A 15,561-nucleotide genomic window follows, 5' to 3' on the forward strand; every position below is an offset into this window, starting at 1 on the left:
CGTGAAGGCTCTTGCGCTGGCGCTTCTCGTGGGTGGCGCGGTGGCGTGCTCGGTGACCGGTTGCGGTTACCGAGCCCTCTACGCGCAGCCCAGCGAGGTGCGGCTCTCGGTGGTGCTGGTGCGCGCGCGTGTGGCCGATGCCGTGGCCAACGACGAGGTGCTTTCGGGCGTGCGTACCGCCCTGGCGCGCGAGGGGGCGCTCGCTGCCGGAACCGGCTACCCGCGCATGGAGGTGGAAGTGCTGCGCGCCGACGAAGCCAGCGAGGGCATCGCCTCGGCCACGGATGCGACGGGCACGCGTGTTCCGCAGGCGCGTGCGACGCAGATCGGCGTGCTGGCGCGTGCGTGGATCGTGCGCGCCCAAAACGGTTCGCACGAAGCAGACACCGGGGACGTGCGCGCATTCAACGTGGTGGAGAGCTCCGGCGGCACGGGCCTCGTGGCCGAGAGCATGCGTCATGACGATGCCCTTCGCGCGGCCGCACGACGTGTAGGACAACGTCTGGCATTGCGCGTTCTTGGGCACCCGGTCGCACGGGACGAGTCGGCGGAGGAACTGTGGTAGCCTTCGTGCGCGCCCATGGAAAAGACCATCACTCTGGGGTGCGCGGGCTTTCCGGTGCCGGCGACGCGGTACTTCAAGGAGTTCCTCTTCGTCGAAATCCAAGAGGTGCACGTCGTATCGCCCGGCACGGGCACCATTCGCCGCTGGCGCCGTGAGGCCCCGGAGGGCTTCGACTTCAGCGTCGTCGCGCCGCGCGACATCGGGCAAGAGGGGTTTCGCAGCGGCAAAGTCCTCGAAAGCGCGTTGAAGTCGCTCCGTGACGTGAGCAAAGAGCTGGTCGCCAGCACCGCCGTCTTCGTCGCCCCGCCCGATTTTTCGTCGAGCCGCGCGAACAAGACGATGGTCAAAGAGTTCCTCGGCAGCATCAAGCGCAAGTTCGATCGCATCGTGTGGGAGGCCCCCTCGTCGTGGGATCCCGATGACGCTGCGTCCCTCGCGGAAGACGCAGGCGCGGTCGCCGCGCGCGATCCGCTGACGCAGGGGCTTGGCGAAGGCTCCGTCGCGTATTACCGCCTCCCGGGCCCGGCGGGCCACAAGAGCCGTTACGAAGATCCTGCGATCGAGCGCCTGGCGGATCTTGCGCGCTCGGCCGAGCACGATGACGCGACGTACGTGTTCACCAACGTGGACATGTTCGCCGACGCAAAGCGTCTCAAAAAAGCGCTCAAGCTGACCTAGCCGACTCAGGAGCGACCCGCGAGCGGGTGACGAGCGCTCGTCATCATTGCAGACGAGCCCGAATCGTATTTCGGGATTGTTACGGGCCTGGGAGTCCGTCCCGTTTTATGAGTAATGTACAACGATGACGTCCACGACTTTGTTTTCGAAGGTCGCGCACCCGGAGCCGGCGAGCGCGGAACGGCTGGCGGAAATCCTAGCGAACCCCGGATTTGGCAAGCACTTCACCGATCACATCGTGACGGTTCGATGGACCGCGGAGAAGGGGTGGCACAACGGCCGCGTCGAGCCGTATCGCCCCCTGGAGCTTCAGCCTTCCGCCATGGTTCTCCACTATGGCCAGGCTATTTTCGAAGGCCTCAAGGCGTACCGCCGCCCCGACGGATCGATTTCCACATTCCGGCCCGAGGCGAACGCGGAACGCTTTCGCACCTCGGCGCGCCGTCTGGCCATGCCGGAGCTGCCCGACGAATACTTCATCGGCTCGTTGCGCGAGCTCGTTGCGGTCGACGAGCGTTGGGTTCCCGCCGCCGGCGGTGAGGCCGCGCTCTACTTCCGTCCCTTGATGATCGCGACGGAGGCGAGCTTCGGCGTGCGCCCCGCGAAGGAATACCTCTACGTGCTCATCGCGTCGCCCGCGGGCTCGTACTTCAGCGGCGGCATCAAGCCGGTGAGCGTGTGGCTCTGCACCGAGTTCGTGCGCGCGGCCCCGGGCGGCACCGGCTTCGCCAAGTGCGCGGGCAACTACGCCGCCTCACTGCAGGCGCAGGCGCAGGCCGCGGAAAAAGGTTGCGACCAAGTCGTGTGGCTCGACGCCGTCGAGCATCGCTGGATCGAAGAGATGGGCGGCATGAACCTCTTCTTCGTCTTCGGCTCTGGAAAGAACGCGACCATCGTCACGCCCGAGCTCAACGGAGCACTGCTTCCCGGCGTTACGCGCAAATCACTTTTGCAGCTCGCATCGGATCTCGGTTACCGCATCGAGGAGCGCCGTATCTCCACGGAAGAATGGGAGAAGAAGGCGACCTCGGGCGAACTCACCGAGACGTTCGCGTGCGGCACCGCGGCGGTGATCACGCCCGTCGGCAAAGTGAAGCACGCCCGCGGTGAATTCGAGATCAACGGCGGCAAGGCCGGTGAAATTTCGATGCATTTGCGTGAGCAACTCACCAGCATCCAGCGCGGCACGCTCCCTGATCCGCATGGGTGGATGCATCGTTTGAAGTAAATCGCGCCGGCGTGTCACCTCGACGACATCGCTTTATAAATTGGGATCGTGGCGTCGGTCGTGCAAAATTTCCCGCGACCGACGTTCGAGTACCGGGCGATACGGGGGAGGTGTCGATGAGCGTTCCGACGTTCGAGGAGATCATCCGAGAAGCGCACCGGCTTCTCGGCGAGACCGAGGAAGTGTTGCGACGAGCGTGGCGCGGGGAGGGCCCCACGGAGACACAGATCGAGACGTTGGATGACGTGCGCGGGCAGATTGCGGTGACCAAGATTGCCCTCGCGCGCATGGCGCGTGCCGCGACGCAGGACTTGCGGGAGTTCCACGATGCGCCGCCGGACTCGCTCCAGCGCCCCATCGCACCTATCGCGCCCATCTCACCCCTCGCACCCATCGCAGGCGCGCCCGATACGCGTGAAACGGTACGTCCGCCGGCGCGACGCGCGCGAAGGCGGGCTTCGCGCTAGTCTCGCTTCCGCATGACGGACGCGGACGTGTTGGTCGTGGGCGGAGGGCTCGTCGGACTCTCGGCGGCGCTCTTTCTGGTCGAGCAAGGTGTGCGTGTGCTCGTCGTCGAGAAGCATGCAGGCACATCGATTCATCCGCGCGCGCGTGGTTTCAACGAGCGGACGCTCGAGCACGATCGGGCCACGCGCGCAGGGGCGGTCATCGAGCGCGAGGATTCAGGACGCGGCCAACTTGGCCTGGAAGCTCGCGTGGGTTCTCCAGGGCCGCGCAAACCCGGCGCTTCTCGACAGCTACGACATGGAGCGACGGCCTGTGGCCATGGCGACCGCCGAGCAGGCGACCATTCTCGCGTACCGCATGGCGGCGCAAGGCGGACGACCCGCGCATCCGCTTGCCGCGCAGGAGCCCGTGGACTCCGACTGCGTGGTGTTCGGCTATCGCTACGGCGTTTCGGATTCTCCGCTGCCGCGGGCCCTCGTCTTGGACGGCACACCCGGGAGCCGCGCGCCGCACGTGTGGCTCGACGTCGACGGCGTGCGCACGTCGACGATCGATCTCTTCGGCCGCAGCTTCGTCTTGCTTGCCGGCGACACCGTTGGAAAAACGCTGCCGATGCACTCGGGGCGCCGCTGCGCGCCCACGTGCTTTCCGGCTGGCAATCGGCCTACGGCGTGAACGAGGGCGGTGCCGTGCTGGTTCGTCCCGACGGCATGGTCGCCGCGCGCTTCACGCACATGGAAAACGATGTCGAACGCGCGCTCGCTCGCGCGTTCGACATGTTTCGAGCGTCAGCCTAGAGACCGCACTCGGTGCGGCACCGGTTCGTCGTGCAGCTCGACAGCGCCTCGGAGTCGTTCTTGCCCTGCGGACGCGCCAAGCCGCAATCGTCGACGCATTGGAAAGGATCCGTCACCGTGGCACTCGCGCACGCGTTGGTGCATGCCGAATACGCTTCGCATTCGGAGCCCGGCGAGCAGCGGGTCTTTTCCGTCCTGCAATTCGCCGTGGTGCAATCGAAGCAGGTCTGCGGGGCAGGCGGAGGCGGGGGGGTGGTACCCGCATCGACGGTGGGCGCCGGCGCGTTGCAATAGTCCGCCGTGTCGTTGCACAGGGATTTGCAGGTGTTCGCGCAGGAGTAGTACTGGTTGCACACCGCCAGGTTGCGGTAGTTCGTCTTGCCCGCCGGATACTGGTCGTAGCAGCTCTGGGTGCACTGGTTGTATTGGGTCGGGTCGTTGAACTTGTCGCAAGCGAGGGAGCAGGTGTAGATGTTGTGGCAGTTGGTGTCGTCTTGGCACACGGCCCACTGCTGGCGGCACCAGTCGAATGCGCAGCCCTCGCAGGTCGCGCGGAAGTTGCCGTTGCCGGCGTCGCGGCCATCCCAGGGCTCCCAGTCGCCGCCGTCAATCGGGTCGTTGCTCGTGGTGACCGTACAGCCCTGGGTGGAGAACACGGCGATTCCTCCGAAAAGGATCGCGCTCAGAGCCAGCTTCCATCGATAAGTGCGAGACATGGGTAACCTCTTTGACGGCGACGGTGGGGTCGTCATTCAGGTGCGGTACGACAAAGTCAGTTCAACGCGGAAAAGAGTAGTCGCAGCCGACCAGGCTGTCACGTTGCCTGCAGGTTGCGTTTGCGAAAGGCTGCGTACGCCACGGCCAAGGACAGAAGATACCAGGGGATATCCCCGATGACTTCGTACACGGTCCGTCCGCGCATCCAGCGCACACTCGCCTGAAGGGCTTCGATGCGGAACGTCCCCGTGTGGGCGATGACCCGCCCGACCGGATCGATCACCGCGCTCACGCCGCTGTTGGTGCTGCGGACGAGGTAGCGGTGGTGTTCGATGGCACGGAACTGCGCAAGGCCGAGGTGCTCCCAAGGCTCGCTGGTGTCGCCGAACCACGCGTCGTTGGTGATGTTCACCAGGAGCTCCGGATCCGCATGGTTCACCGCCTTGTTGGTGAAGCTCGGAAGGATGTCCTCGTAGCAGATGAGCGTCGTGACCTTGTGCTCTCCGCTGGCGGTGCGCACCAGCAGCGGGTCGAGCTTGTCGCCCGGGCTGAACTTTCCGCTGTTCGGCGACCATTGGTAAAGGATGGGGAACGTGTCGCCGAAGGGCAGGTACTCGCCGAACGCGAGGAGGAATTCCTTGTCGTAGCGCGCGGTGATCTTGCCCTGCGCATCCGTCGAAAGCGCCGTGTTGAACCAACGCTCGCGGTCCGCATCGACGCGGAACAACACCGCACCGAAGATGGCCGGCATCCCGAGCTGCGAGCTCACGTTGTTGAACATGAAGCGATCGGCCTTGGCCTCGGGCACGGCGAAGGTGACCGACGACTCGCTCCAGACGACCATGTCGGTGCCGCGTTCCTTGAGCTCACGCGTGAGCTTCTGATGGCGGCGCAGGCCCTCGGCGGGGTCCGTGCGCTTTTGCATCAGCCCCATATTTCCCTGGACGAGGCCGACGTTGAACGCTTCGCTCGCCGCGGCCTGGGCGTCGACCATGCGAATGCGCACGTAGCCATAGATCAACGTGGCGGCCAAGGTGCCCGCACCAATTTGAACCAAGCGGCGGTCCAGCGGTCGCTTCTCCAGGCGCGCGAGGATCGGCTCTGCGATGGCCAAGTTCGCGAGCAGCAGCACGACACCTACGAGGATGGGCCCACCCAGATCGGCCACCTGGGTGAGCGCGGGCTGGCCGTGCACGGTGGCCGCGTAATACCAGGGGAAAAGAAGAGGGAACAGGAGCTCGCTCGCCACGAAGGCCGCCACGAAGACGAGGGCCGCGGGCCAACCCCGCACCGAAGCGCGCGCGTAGAGCCATCCCATGAGCCCCAAGCGGCCGCCCTGGTACATGCAAATGATCAGCACGAAGAGCGCGCACAGCACCGTCGGAAAGCCGCTGAACGTCTTCAGCATCGTGAGCAGCCAGTAAAAGCCGAACACGTTCATCGTCGCCCCGGTCACGAGGCCCAGCCACAGCGCCAAGCGCGGGCGTTGACCACGGATGGCGATCCACAGCGGCACGAACGCCACGAAGGCGAGCGGCCAGATGTCGATCCCGGCGAACGCGAGAAAATACAGAAAGCCGGAGAGCGCGGCCATGCCGAGAGCAGGCCACGGGGGCAGGGGAGGCTCGATAGGGAGGCGTAGCTTCATGCGTTGAGGATGCGGCCCACCTTTTCGATGACGTCGCGCACGCTGAACGGCTTGGAAATGTAATGCCGTGCGCCCGCGCTGATGCCCAAAACGACGTCCTTCGCCGATGCGCGCGCGGTGAGAAACACGATGGGAACGGTGTTCCAGCGTCTATCGGCTTTGAGCAAGCGGCTCAAGGCATATCCGTTCATCTTGGGCATCATCACGTCCGTGATGATCAAGGATAGCGGTGCGGGGGCCCGAGAGCTCTGCAGCAGGTCGAGCGCTTGTTGGCCATCGCAAGCGGTAAGGACCTCGTATTGCACCCCGAGCGCACGAGCCAGCAGCGTACGCACCGCCTCGTCGTCTTCGACCACCAGGATGGTTTTGCGTCGTACGCCACCTGTTGCGGTCACAGCATGAGATTACATCACTTGATCTCGAGCAGCTCGACCTCGAAAACGAGGGTGGAGCGCGGCGGGATCGCCGGGGGCATGCCACGTTCCCCGTAGGCCAGATCGTAAGGAATGGTGAGCTTGCGCTTGCCGCCAACCTTCATGCCGGCCACGCCCTGATCCCAGCCCTTGATGACCATGCCTTGCCCGAGCTGGAACTCGAACGGCTTGCCGTGGTCGCGCGACGCGTCGAACTTCTTCCCGTCGGTGAGGGTGCCCAGGTAGTGCACCGAAACGCGGTCGCCGGCCTTCGCCTCCTTGCCCTTGCCCACGGTGAGATCTTTGATCTCGAGTTTTCCGGGCGGGGCGGGGGGCTGCGCGTTCGCGGACGCGGAAGCCGATGGCGGCGGGGCCTGTTCTCGGATCGAAGCCGTTGGACGGGCCTGGGCGGCCGTCGTGGTGGTGTCGGTCGAGATCGGTTCGGGGCTCGGCGGCTCCGTCAACTTGGAGCACGCCGGTAATAGACAGAGGAAGAAAGCGAGCGAGGCTGGTAGGATGCTCAGGGCTTTCAGCTCAACGAGACCTTGGGAGAGGCAAGACGGCTTCATGCGCGGCGAAAACCTAGTCGGGCTACACTGGAAGTAAAGAGTTATGCCGCGTGTCCTCCATATCGAAGACGATCCGCGAAACCGCCTTTTGGTCCGCAAACTGCTGACCGCCGACGGTCTCGAGGTGATCGACGCTCCCGATGGCCTCGAAGGCGTGCGTTTGGCGCTGGCTCAGCGACCCGACCTCGTTCTCGTGGACATAAACATTCCCGGTCTCGACGGATACGAGGTGACGCTGCGCTTGCGCAACGAAGCGGGTCTCCGCGGCGTGCCCATCGTGGCCATCACCGCCGAAGGCGAACGGGAAACGAGTTTTGCCGTCGGATGCGACGGCTTTCTGCAGAAGCCCATCGATGCGCGAAGTTTCGCCCGCCAGATCCGGGATTACCTCGAGGGACGGCGCGAGCTGCCGGCGGGGCTTTCCGATACCGGGGAACGATTGCGCATGCAGAGCGGGCGTATCGTCGCGCACCTCGAGACGAAGGTGGCCGAGCTATCCGCCGCCAATGAGCGCCTGCGCGACATGGATCGGCTGCGGACGGCGTTTTACCGCAACGTCTCGCACGAGCTGGCAACCCCGCTGACGCCCATCGTCGGCTACTTGCGCATGCTCATCGATGGAGAGCTCGGCGAGGTGGCCACGCCGCAGAAGAAGGCGCTGCGCGCGATGGATGACTGCGTGCGGCGGCTTCGCGCGAGCCTCGACAACCTGGTCGACGTGACCGGTCTCGAGACCGGCAAGATGCGGTTTTTCAACCGCGAGTACGACTTCCTCGACACCGTGCGCAGGGCCATCGCGCAGCAGGCCGATGCCATGGCCGAGCGGCGCCTTGCGCTCATCGAGGAGCTTCCCCACGGGCCCATTCCGGCGTACGGCGATTCGGACCGGCTCCAGCGCGCGATTCTGCAGCTGCTCGACAACGCCGTGAAGTTCAGCCCGGAGGGCGGCACCATCGGCATCGCCGTATGGGAAACGGAATCGACGTGCGAGGTGCTCGTGGCCGACACCGGTCCCGGCGTGCCGCAAGATCGCACCGAGCGCATCTTCGAGCCATTTTTCCAGGTCGACGGCTCGCCGACGCGCGCGCATGGCGGCGTCGGCGTTGGCCTCGCCATCGTGCGCCGGGTCGCACGCGGACTCGGCGGCGACGTGCGCATCCAGGCCGGTGCCCAGCTCGGTCACACCGTCTTTCAGGGCGCGGTGTTCGTGCTCTCGGTGGCCCGACACGCACCGACTGTGGTAGCTGACGCGCGAATTTGATGAACCGCGTTTATCTGGATTGGAACGCGACCACGCCGCCGCTGCCCGAGGTCGTCGAAGCAATGGGCGCGGCGCTGCGCGGTGCATGGGCGAACCCGTCGAGCATCCACGCCGAAGGGCGCGGGGCACGCGCCTACGTGGAGAATGCGCGGGCCGCGGTGGCCGAGCTCGCGGGGATCGATCCGCGCGACATCGTGCTCACGTCCGGCGGGACGGAGGCGAACAACTTGGCGCTGCGTTCGGCCTTCGCGCGTGCGCCGGGGACGCTGGTGACGAGCCGCCTGGAGCACCCGTCGATCACGCGGGTCGCGGAGGCGCTCGAGGCCGAGGGCAAGGCGCGCGTGCGATGGTTGCGCGTGGGCGCGTCGGGTCGCATCGACCTCGACGATTTGGAGCGCGCGTTGGGCGAAGACGACGTGCGCATCGTGGCGCTGCAGGCGGTGAACCACGAGACGGGGGTCGTGCAGCCGACGGCGGAGGCCATCGGCATGGCCTCGGCGCGTGGCGTTTGGGTGCACGTGGATGCGGTGCAGGCCTTCGGTCGCATCGACGTGGCCGGGATCAACCCGGCATGCGGCGACGGTATCAAAGTGACGCGGAGCCTCGCGGCCCATAAAATGCGCGGGCCCAAGGGCATTGGGGCGCTGGTCACGCGCGCGGATATTCTGCTGGAACCGCTGCTGCGCGGCGGCGCACAAGAGCGCGGGATTCGGCCGGGGACACTCGATCCGGTGGCCGCGGCAGGCTTTGCGGTGGCGGCGAAGCACGCGCGCTCGGGCCCGGAGCGCTACGCCGGCGTGGCCGCCTTGCGGGATCGTCTCGAGGCGGGGCTCGTGCGCCTCGATCCGGGCTGCGAGGTGAATGGCGCGAAGGAGACGCGTGCACCGCACGTCACCAACGTGGCGTTCTCCACGTGGAACGGGCCGGAGCTCGTGGCGGCGCTCGATTTGGAAGGGGTAAGCATCTCCAGCGGCAGCGCGTGCAGTGCAGGGACCATCGAGCCCTCGCCGGTCATCACGGCCATGCACGACGAGGCGCGCGCACGACGGTCCGCACGCTTTTCGCTGGGAGAAGCGACGACCGAGGAGGCCATCGACATGGCGCTCGAGGCCATTGGTCGCGTGTTCGCGCGCGCGAGTGCTCGGTGATCGCGGCCATCATTTTCGCCTTCACCTACGTGGCCTTCTCCGTGGGCCGCGTACCCGGACTGCGCTCGGATCGGGTGGCCGCCTCCATCATTGGCGCGGTGCTTCTCGTTGCGTTCCGCGTGCTGTCGGTCTCCGAAGCGCAGGCCTCCGTCGACGGTGCGACCCTCGGGCTCTTGTTCGGCATGATGGTCCTCTCGGCAGCGCTGGAGGTCTCGGGCGCCTTTTCGATGATTGGCTTCTGGGTCACGCGGCGCGCGCGCAACCCGCTGGCCTTGCTCATCGCGGTGTCGGTGTCGTCGGCGTTGCTGTCGGCGTTCCTGATCAACGACGTGGTGTGCATCGCCTTCACGCCGCTGGTGCTGCAGATCGCCGACGCGCTCGAGCGCGATCCGCGGCCATATTTGCTGGCGCTGGCCACGTCATCGAACATTGGCAGCGTGGCCACCATCACGGGCAACCCGCAGAACATCCTCATTGGGTCCCTGTCGCAGATTTCCTATGGCCGCTTCGCGTTCTTCCTGGCGCCGGTGGCGGTGCTCGCGCTGATCGTGAACGGCGTGATCATTTGGCTGCTGTACCGGCGCGAGCTCGGGGGCGCCTTCACTGCGCGCTCGGCGACGAACAAGCCCCATGTGTACCGTCGCTGGATCCGCAAGAGCAGCATCGTGACGGCGGGTGTCCTGCTGGCCTTCGTGCTCGGGATCCCGCCCGCCGTGGTGGCGCTGCTCGGTGCGTCGGCCATGCTCCTCACGCGCGCGGTCAATCCGAAGCGCCTTTACGTGCGCATCGATTGGACGTTGCTCGCGCTCTTCACGGGATTGTTCGTCGTGGTGGCGGGCGTCGAAAAGGCGGGGCTCGCCGAGCGGCTGCTCGATGCGCTGCAGCCGCTTCACCCGCAAAGCGTGTGGGGCCTCACGTTGATTTCGGCCATTCTCTCCAACGTGGTCAGCAACGTGCCCGCCGTCATGGTGCTCAAATCCCTCGTTCCGCACCTGCCCAACGCGGAGTCGGCGTGGCTAACCTTGGCGATGGCGTCGACGTTGGCGGGCAATCTGACGCTTCCGGGCTCGCTCGCGACGATCATCGTGGTGGAGCGCGCCAAGAACCGCGCGGACATCTCCTTCCTCGATTTTCTGAAGGTGGGCATCCCTTCGGGCGTGGCGAGCTTGCTCATCGGCGCGGCGTGGCTCGCCTGGCACGCGTGAGAGCCTAGGCCGGAACGCGCTGCCGTTGCCCCGTCGAGGATGCGGAGGCAATCGTGTCGAGCAAGCGGTGGCGGGCCAGGGCATCGCGGAAGCTCGGGGCGAGCGATGTGCCCTCGGCGATATCGCGCGCGAGTGCGTCGTACACCTGGGCAAGCGCGTACGAGGAGCCGCGAAGGTCCGAGCCATGCGGGCCGAAATAGCGGTCGGGTACGGTGTACTTCTCGAGGGATGTGGCCTCGCCGCGCGCGCCGAAGAGCACGAGATCGCGCGGATCGAGGTGCGCGGGTTCGCTGCGGAGCTCGAGAACGCCTTCGGTGCCCGTGATGCGCAGCAGCAGGTCGGTGCCGCCGCGCTCTTTGCCGGCCTCGAAGTGCGCGGCGAGAACGGCGTTGCCGTCGAACGTACCGCTCACCAGCACTTGGTGCGGGGCGGTGACCGGGAGAACGGCGCCCGTTTCGATGACGGTGGTCGTGTCGAACTGCCTCGTCACGACGGCGGACAGCTCGCGGATGTCGCCCAGCGCGAAGCTCACCACGTCGAGGAAGTGGCCTCCCATGATGCTGAGGAGGGTGGCCCCGTTGGCGGCGTCCGAGACGTACGCGTTGAACGCGGGCGTCTTCGCGCCCATGTGCGGCACGGGGTAGCTGATGTTGCACGAGCGAAGCCGGCCAATGGCGCCCTCGCGCACGAGATCGCGCACATAGCGAACGGTGGGCCAGAAGCGGCGCTGCAGCCCGATGGCCGTGCGAACGCCTTTGGCCTCGGCGCGTGCCGTCAATTCTTCCGCCTCGGCGGTGCTCGTGCCGAGGGGCCACTCGCAGAAGACGTGCTTGCCGGCATCGATGGCCGCGCGCACGGCGGGCCCGTGACCGGGCGTCTTCACGGCCACCGTCACCACGTCGACTTCCGGATGCGCGGCGAGCGCCTCCGCGCTGTCGAAGGCATGCGCCGCACCGAACTGGCGGGCGGCCTCTTCCGCGCTTTGCCGCCGCGTCGTGCTGACCGCCGTGATCTCGAACTGCGGGAGCGCTTTCAACGCCGGTACGTGCGCGACCTTTGCCCAGCCGCGCTCCGGATTGGCTCCAATGATGCCTACACGGATCTTCTTCACGCGATGACCTCCAAGGTTATCTCGACGTCGAGATAATTTGAGTCAGTTTATCTCGACGTCAAGATATATAAAGAATGGCGCCATGACGAAGGCGAAGCGGGACTTGGTGGGGGCACTGGCCGCGACCTGCGGGGAACGGTTTCCCGAGTGGGACACCGAGGCGTTGATTCTCTCGATGCGCCTGGGCCACATCGCGCGGCAGCAGCAGGCGCGGTGCGAGGAGATCTCCGATCGCCACGGTATGGGCCCCGCCGGCTTTCTCACCATGGCTCTTCTGGCCACGGCGCCGGAGGGGGAAGGGCTGACGCCGGGGGATCTCATGGACTGCATGGACTGCCCGAGCGGCACCGTCACGCACCGTCTCAACTTGCTGGAGCGCGCAGGGCTCCTACGCCGTCAGGTGGATCCGGCGGATCGTCGCAGCTTTCGTCTTCACATCACGCCGCTCGGTTTGGAAAAACTGGAAGCCTCGGCCGGCGAGTACTTTGCCGCCTTGCGCGAGCCGTTCGGCAAGCTCACGCGCGCCGAACGGCAGACGCTGGAGGCGCTCTTGCGTAAGGCGGGCGGCGGGTTGAAGTGTCAGCCGACGTAGCGGCCGAACCAGTCGAGTACTTTGCTCCAGGCTTGGGTGGCCGCGGCGGAGTTGTAGCGTGGCCCGGTGTCGTTGAAGAAGGCGTGGTCCGCGCCCGGATACGTCACGATTTCGTGGGTGAGCCCCGCTTTCTCCAGGGCCGCTTTGGCCGCGGGCTGCGAGGCGTTGACGCGGCCGTCGAGCTCCGCGTACACGCCGAGAACGGCGGTCTTCGCGCCGGTGAAGTCGGCGCCCTCGGGGAGGGGACCGTAGAACGGTGCGGCGGCCGCGAGCCTCGGATCCTTCGTCCCGACGAGGCGCCAAGTCATGCCGCCGCCGAAGCAAAAGCCGATGGCCCCGAGTTTGACTCCGGGGGTGCGCTTTGCCAGCTCGTCGAGGCCCGCCTTCATGTCGGCGACGAAGCGTTCCGGCGGCGTCTTGGAGAGCGCCGCCGTTGCATTGGCCGGCTCGCCGAGTGCGGCGGTGCCGCCTTCTTCCGAGAGGAGGTCGACGGCCAGCGCCGAGTACCCCGCCATGGCGAATCGTTGGGCGACGACGCGAAAGTGCTCCAGTAGCCCCTTGTTCTCGTGAATGACGAGGACTCCACCGCGCGGTGAATCCGCCCGCGCCCATGCCCCTCGCAACGTGCGACCTTCGGGGCCCGCAAAGGTGACGCTCTCGGCACCGCCGCCTGCGGCGTGGGTGCTCGCGGATGCGGGTACGTTGGGTTCTTTGGTGTCGCCACACCCGGCGAGAAGGTTCGATGCAGCCGCCGCCGTCAGCCCCATCAAACCGAGACGCCGCAGCGCCTCCCGCCTCGAGATGATTCCGTCCGCGCAATCCAGAACGACTTCGTCTTGGAGGTAACGTTGGATCTCGTTCATCGGCCGACTTTACGCCAGGCCGGGCGGGGGAGGCGCCCAATGTTCCGAGAGCGCCTCCTGCGGATCAGGTCCCGTTGATGAGACGCATCGCGAGATCGGGGCTGAAGGTGCCCGCGGGCGTGTTCGGTGCGGTGCCGCACGGGCCGTCGGAATCGCCCGGCACCTTGATCCACAGTACCGCGTCGGTGTTGCCGCTTCCAAACTTCGAGACGGCGCCCAGTTTGCGGCCGGCGGGATTGCACCATTCGCCGTTTTTCGAGCCGTTGCCGTTGCGGCTGGTGTCGATGACGAATTTCTTCGTGTAACCGTACTTGCTCGACAGGGCCGAATCGACGTCGTTGCCGTAGGTCGTGGATTCGGCCGTCGTGTAGAAGTTCGACACGTTGATGGCGAACCCGCGCACGTTGCGCAGGCCGGCGGAATTGAGCCGCTGGGCCATCGTGCCGGCGGCGACCCACTTGGCGTTGCCGCCGTCGACGTAGGCGCGGGCCTTGGGGGCCTTGTCGCGGAATTGCTCGGTGGCGTACTTGATCAAGTCGAGGCGCGTCTTTCGCTCGCCGTCGTTCGGGAGGCAATCGATCTGGGCCAACGCGTCGGGCTCGATGATGACGATGGCCTCACGGTTGCCGATGGCGCCGGCGAACTTGGAAATCCACGTGCGAAACGCGGCCGGGCTTCCTGCGCCGCCGCTGGATGCACCGCCGCAATCGCGCCCCGGAATGTTGTAGGCCACTAGGATCGGCCATTTTTTGGCCGTGGCCGCCGCGCCCACGAAATTGGAAACGTCTTTCGCAATGTCGTTGTTCCAATTGCCGAACCAGCGTGCGCCGGCCTTGCTCGACAATTTCGACTTGATGGTCGCTGCGCGGGAATCGCCGCCGTTGTTCTTTACCCAATTGGCCGCATTGGAGTTGGGGTCCACGTAAAAGCCATTGGCCGCACTCAGCTCCAATTCGGCGTTGGAACCGTCCTCGGCTTGATCTTCCGCCGCGTCACGCGTGATCTCATCGTTCTCGCTGCCGGCGACGTCGGCATCCGTGCCGCTGCAACCCACGCCGAACATGGTGAACAATATTGCGACCATGGATAATCTTTGTATGCGCATTATCGCTCCTTCTTGCGACGATTTTCGTATCCATGGTTGCATGTGCAGGTTTCAGGCCCGCGCGCGATATCCAAATAGCGCGAAATGCGAGTTCACACTCTCAAGTGCCATTGATCAATCGACTTGCGAGATCCGGGCTGAAGGTGCCCGCGGGCGTGTTGGGGGCGCTGCCGCAGGGGCCGTCGGAATCGCCGGGTACCTTGACCCACAAGAGGGCATCGGTGTTGCCGTTCGCGAACTTCGAAGCCTCACCCAGCTTGCGGCCGGCCGGGTTGCACCATTCGCCATTTGCGGAGCCGTTGCCATTTCGGCTGGTGTCGATGGCGAACTTCGTCGTGTATCCGAATTGGCTCGACAGGGCCGCGTTCACGTCGTTCCCGTAGGTGGTCGATTCGGCCGTGGTGTAGAAGTTCGATACGTTGATGGCGAATCCTCGAACGCTGCGCACGCCGGCCGAATCGAGCCGCTGGGCCATGGTCGAAGGCGCAATCCATTTGGCATTGCCGCCGTCGACGTAGGCGCGGGCCTTGGGGGCCTTGTCGCGGAATTGGTCGGTCGCGTATTTCATCAAATCGAGGCGTGTTTGCCTCTCGCCGTCGTTCGGAAGGCAATCGAGCTGGGCCAATGCATCGGGCTCGATGACCACGATGGCTTCGCGGTTGCCCACCGCCTGCGCGAAGGACGCAATCCACGTGCGAAACGCCGCCGCGCTGCCTGCGCCGCCGCTGGATGCACCGCCGCAATCGCGGCCCGGAATGTTGTACGCGACCAGGATGGGCCACTTCTTGGCCGCGGCTGCCGCGCCCACGAAACTGGAAACGTCTTTTCCGATGTCCTTGTTCCAATTGCCAAACCAGCGCGCGCCCGGCTTGCTTGCAATATTCGATTGAATCGCCGCCGCCCGGGAGTCGCCGCCATTGTTCTTTACCCAATTGGCAGAATTGGAATTCGGGTCGACGTAAAAGCCATTGGGCGCCGCCGTTCCCGCATCGGTCGCGGTGCCACCATCCGCCGTCGTGCCGGGTTCGCCCGCACCTGGACCGGGCTCCGTTCCAGGCGAATCACCCGTGATCCCGTCGTTCCCATGGTCCTCGGGACGCCCGGCACCTGGCGAGTCCGTGCTGCTACAAGCCACAGCTTGCGCGGCAAACAACACCGCCACCAGCGGCAATATATGTAGACGCATGATCGCT

At 65.8% G+C, this 15,561-nt stretch carries 14 protein-coding genes and 3 pseudogenes; 9 read left to right on the plus strand and 8 right to left on the minus strand.

Annotation, left to right across the window (positions count from 1 at the left end; translation table 11 throughout):
• Position 1 precedes the first annotated feature (1 nt).
• The 5 genes and pseudogenes from LZC95_18680 to LZC95_18700 all read left to right on the plus strand — a co-directional run bounded on the left by LZC95_18680 (position 2) and on the right by LZC95_18700 (position 3,251).
• Positions 2-565, plus strand: coding sequence for a hypothetical protein (locus LZC95_18680; GenBank protein ID WXA98839.1), 564 nt, complete (start codon positions 2-4; stop codon positions 563-565).
• A gap of 15 nt (positions 566-580) precedes the next feature.
• Positions 581-1,243 (plus strand): DUF72 domain-containing protein, encoded by a 663-nt coding sequence (locus LZC95_18685; protein ID WXA98840.1) that lies wholly within the window; start codon positions 581-583, stop codon positions 1,241-1,243.
• A gap of 124 nt (positions 1,244-1,367) precedes the next feature.
• The gene (locus LZC95_18690) at positions 1,368-2,471 is read left to right on the plus strand and encodes a branched-chain amino acid aminotransferase (protein ID WXA98841.1); all 1,104 of its coding nucleotides are present in this window, start codon (positions 1,368-1,370) and stop codon (positions 2,469-2,471) included.
• A gap of 116 nt (positions 2,472-2,587) precedes the next feature.
• On the plus strand, positions 2,588-2,938 hold the full coding sequence (locus LZC95_18695; protein WXA98842.1) for a hypothetical protein: 351 nt from the start codon (positions 2,588-2,590) through the stop codon (positions 2,936-2,938).
• Positions 2,939-3,146: 208 nt separating this feature from the next.
• A pseudogene (locus LZC95_18700) lies at positions 3,147-3,251 on the plus strand (FAD-dependent monooxygenase).
• A 481-nt stretch (positions 3,252-3,732) separates the two neighbouring features.
• Here LZC95_18700 and LZC95_18705 read toward each other — a convergent pair.
• The 4 genes from LZC95_18705 to LZC95_18720 form a co-directional block, all read right to left on the minus strand.
• The gene (locus LZC95_18705) at positions 3,733-4,452 is read right to left on the minus strand and encodes a hypothetical protein (protein ID WXA98843.1); all 720 of its coding nucleotides are present in this window, start codon (positions 4,450-4,452) and stop codon (positions 3,733-3,735) included.
• A 98-nt stretch (positions 4,453-4,550) separates the two neighbouring features.
• On the minus strand, positions 4,551-6,101 hold the full coding sequence (gene lnt / locus LZC95_18710; protein ID WXA98844.1) for an apolipoprotein N-acyltransferase: 1,551 nt from the start codon (positions 6,099-6,101) through the stop codon (positions 4,551-4,553).
• Complete coding sequence (locus tag LZC95_18715) at positions 6,098-6,496, minus strand: response regulator (protein WXA98845.1); 399 nt, start codon at positions 6,494-6,496, stop codon at positions 6,098-6,100. The genes lnt and LZC95_18715 overlap by 4 nt, the downstream gene beginning before the upstream one ends.
• A gap of 14 nt (positions 6,497-6,510) precedes the next feature.
• Positions 6,511-6,822 (minus strand): FKBP-type peptidyl-prolyl cis-trans isomerase, encoded by a 312-nt coding sequence (locus LZC95_18720; protein ID WXB00355.1) that lies wholly within the window; start codon positions 6,820-6,822, stop codon positions 6,511-6,513.
• A gap of 304 nt (positions 6,823-7,126) precedes the next feature.
• On the opposite strand from LZC95_18720, the gene LZC95_18725 reads away from it, so the two are divergent.
• The 3 genes from LZC95_18725 to LZC95_18735 are packed head-to-tail and all read left to right on the plus strand — an operon-like array spanning position 7,127 to position 10,697.
• On the plus strand, positions 7,127-8,344 hold the full coding sequence (locus tag LZC95_18725; GenBank protein ID WXA98846.1) for a hybrid sensor histidine kinase/response regulator: 1,218 nt from the start codon (positions 7,127-7,129) through the stop codon (positions 8,342-8,344).
• Positions 8,344-9,492: a cysteine desulfurase gene (locus LZC95_18730; protein WXA98847.1), complete on the plus strand. Its 1,149-nt coding sequence runs from the start codon at positions 8,344-8,346 to the stop codon at positions 9,490-9,492. The genes LZC95_18725 and LZC95_18730 overlap by 1 nt, the downstream gene beginning before the upstream one ends.
• The gene (locus LZC95_18735) at positions 9,489-10,697 is read left to right on the plus strand and encodes an anion transporter (GenBank protein ID WXA98848.1); all 1,209 of its coding nucleotides are present in this window, start codon (positions 9,489-9,491) and stop codon (positions 10,695-10,697) included. The genes LZC95_18730 and LZC95_18735 overlap by 4 nt, the downstream gene beginning before the upstream one ends.
• A 4-nt stretch (positions 10,698-10,701) precedes the next feature.
• Here LZC95_18735 and LZC95_18740 read toward each other — a convergent pair whose 3' ends face one another.
• Complete coding sequence (locus LZC95_18740; protein ID WXA98849.1) at positions 10,702-11,808, minus strand: Gfo/Idh/MocA family oxidoreductase; 1,107 nt, start codon at positions 11,806-11,808, stop codon at positions 10,702-10,704.
• Between the two features lie 82 nt (positions 11,809-11,890).
• Between LZC95_18740 and LZC95_18745 the strand changes: the two genes are divergently transcribed.
• The gene (locus tag LZC95_18745; GenBank protein ID WXA98850.1) at positions 11,891-12,400 is read left to right on the plus strand and encodes a MarR family transcriptional regulator; all 510 of its coding nucleotides are present in this window, start codon (positions 11,891-11,893) and stop codon (positions 12,398-12,400) included.
• On the opposite strand, the gene LZC95_18750 is transcribed toward LZC95_18745, so the two are convergent.
• From LZC95_18750 to LZC95_18760, 3 genes and pseudogenes are all read right to left on the minus strand, one after another.
• Positions 12,388-13,263 (minus strand): dienelactone hydrolase family protein, encoded by an 876-nt coding sequence (locus tag LZC95_18750; protein ID WXA98851.1) that lies wholly within the window; start codon positions 13,261-13,263, stop codon positions 12,388-12,390. The genes LZC95_18745 and LZC95_18750 overlap by 13 nt on opposite strands.
• Before the next feature lie 64 nt (positions 13,264-13,327).
• Positions 13,328-14,209: pseudogene (locus tag LZC95_18755) on the minus strand (glycoside hydrolase family 6 protein).
• 259 nt (positions 14,210-14,468) lie between these two features.
• Positions 14,469-15,338 (minus strand): annotated as a pseudogene (locus LZC95_18760) (glycoside hydrolase family 6 protein).
• Between the last annotated feature and the right edge of the window lie 223 nt (positions 15,339-15,561).

It is taken from the genome of Sorangiineae bacterium MSr12523 (assembly GCA_037157775.1).
GTDB classification, from domain to species: domain Bacteria; phylum Myxococcota_A; class Polyangia; order Polyangiales; family Polyangiaceae; genus Pendulispora; species Pendulispora brunnea.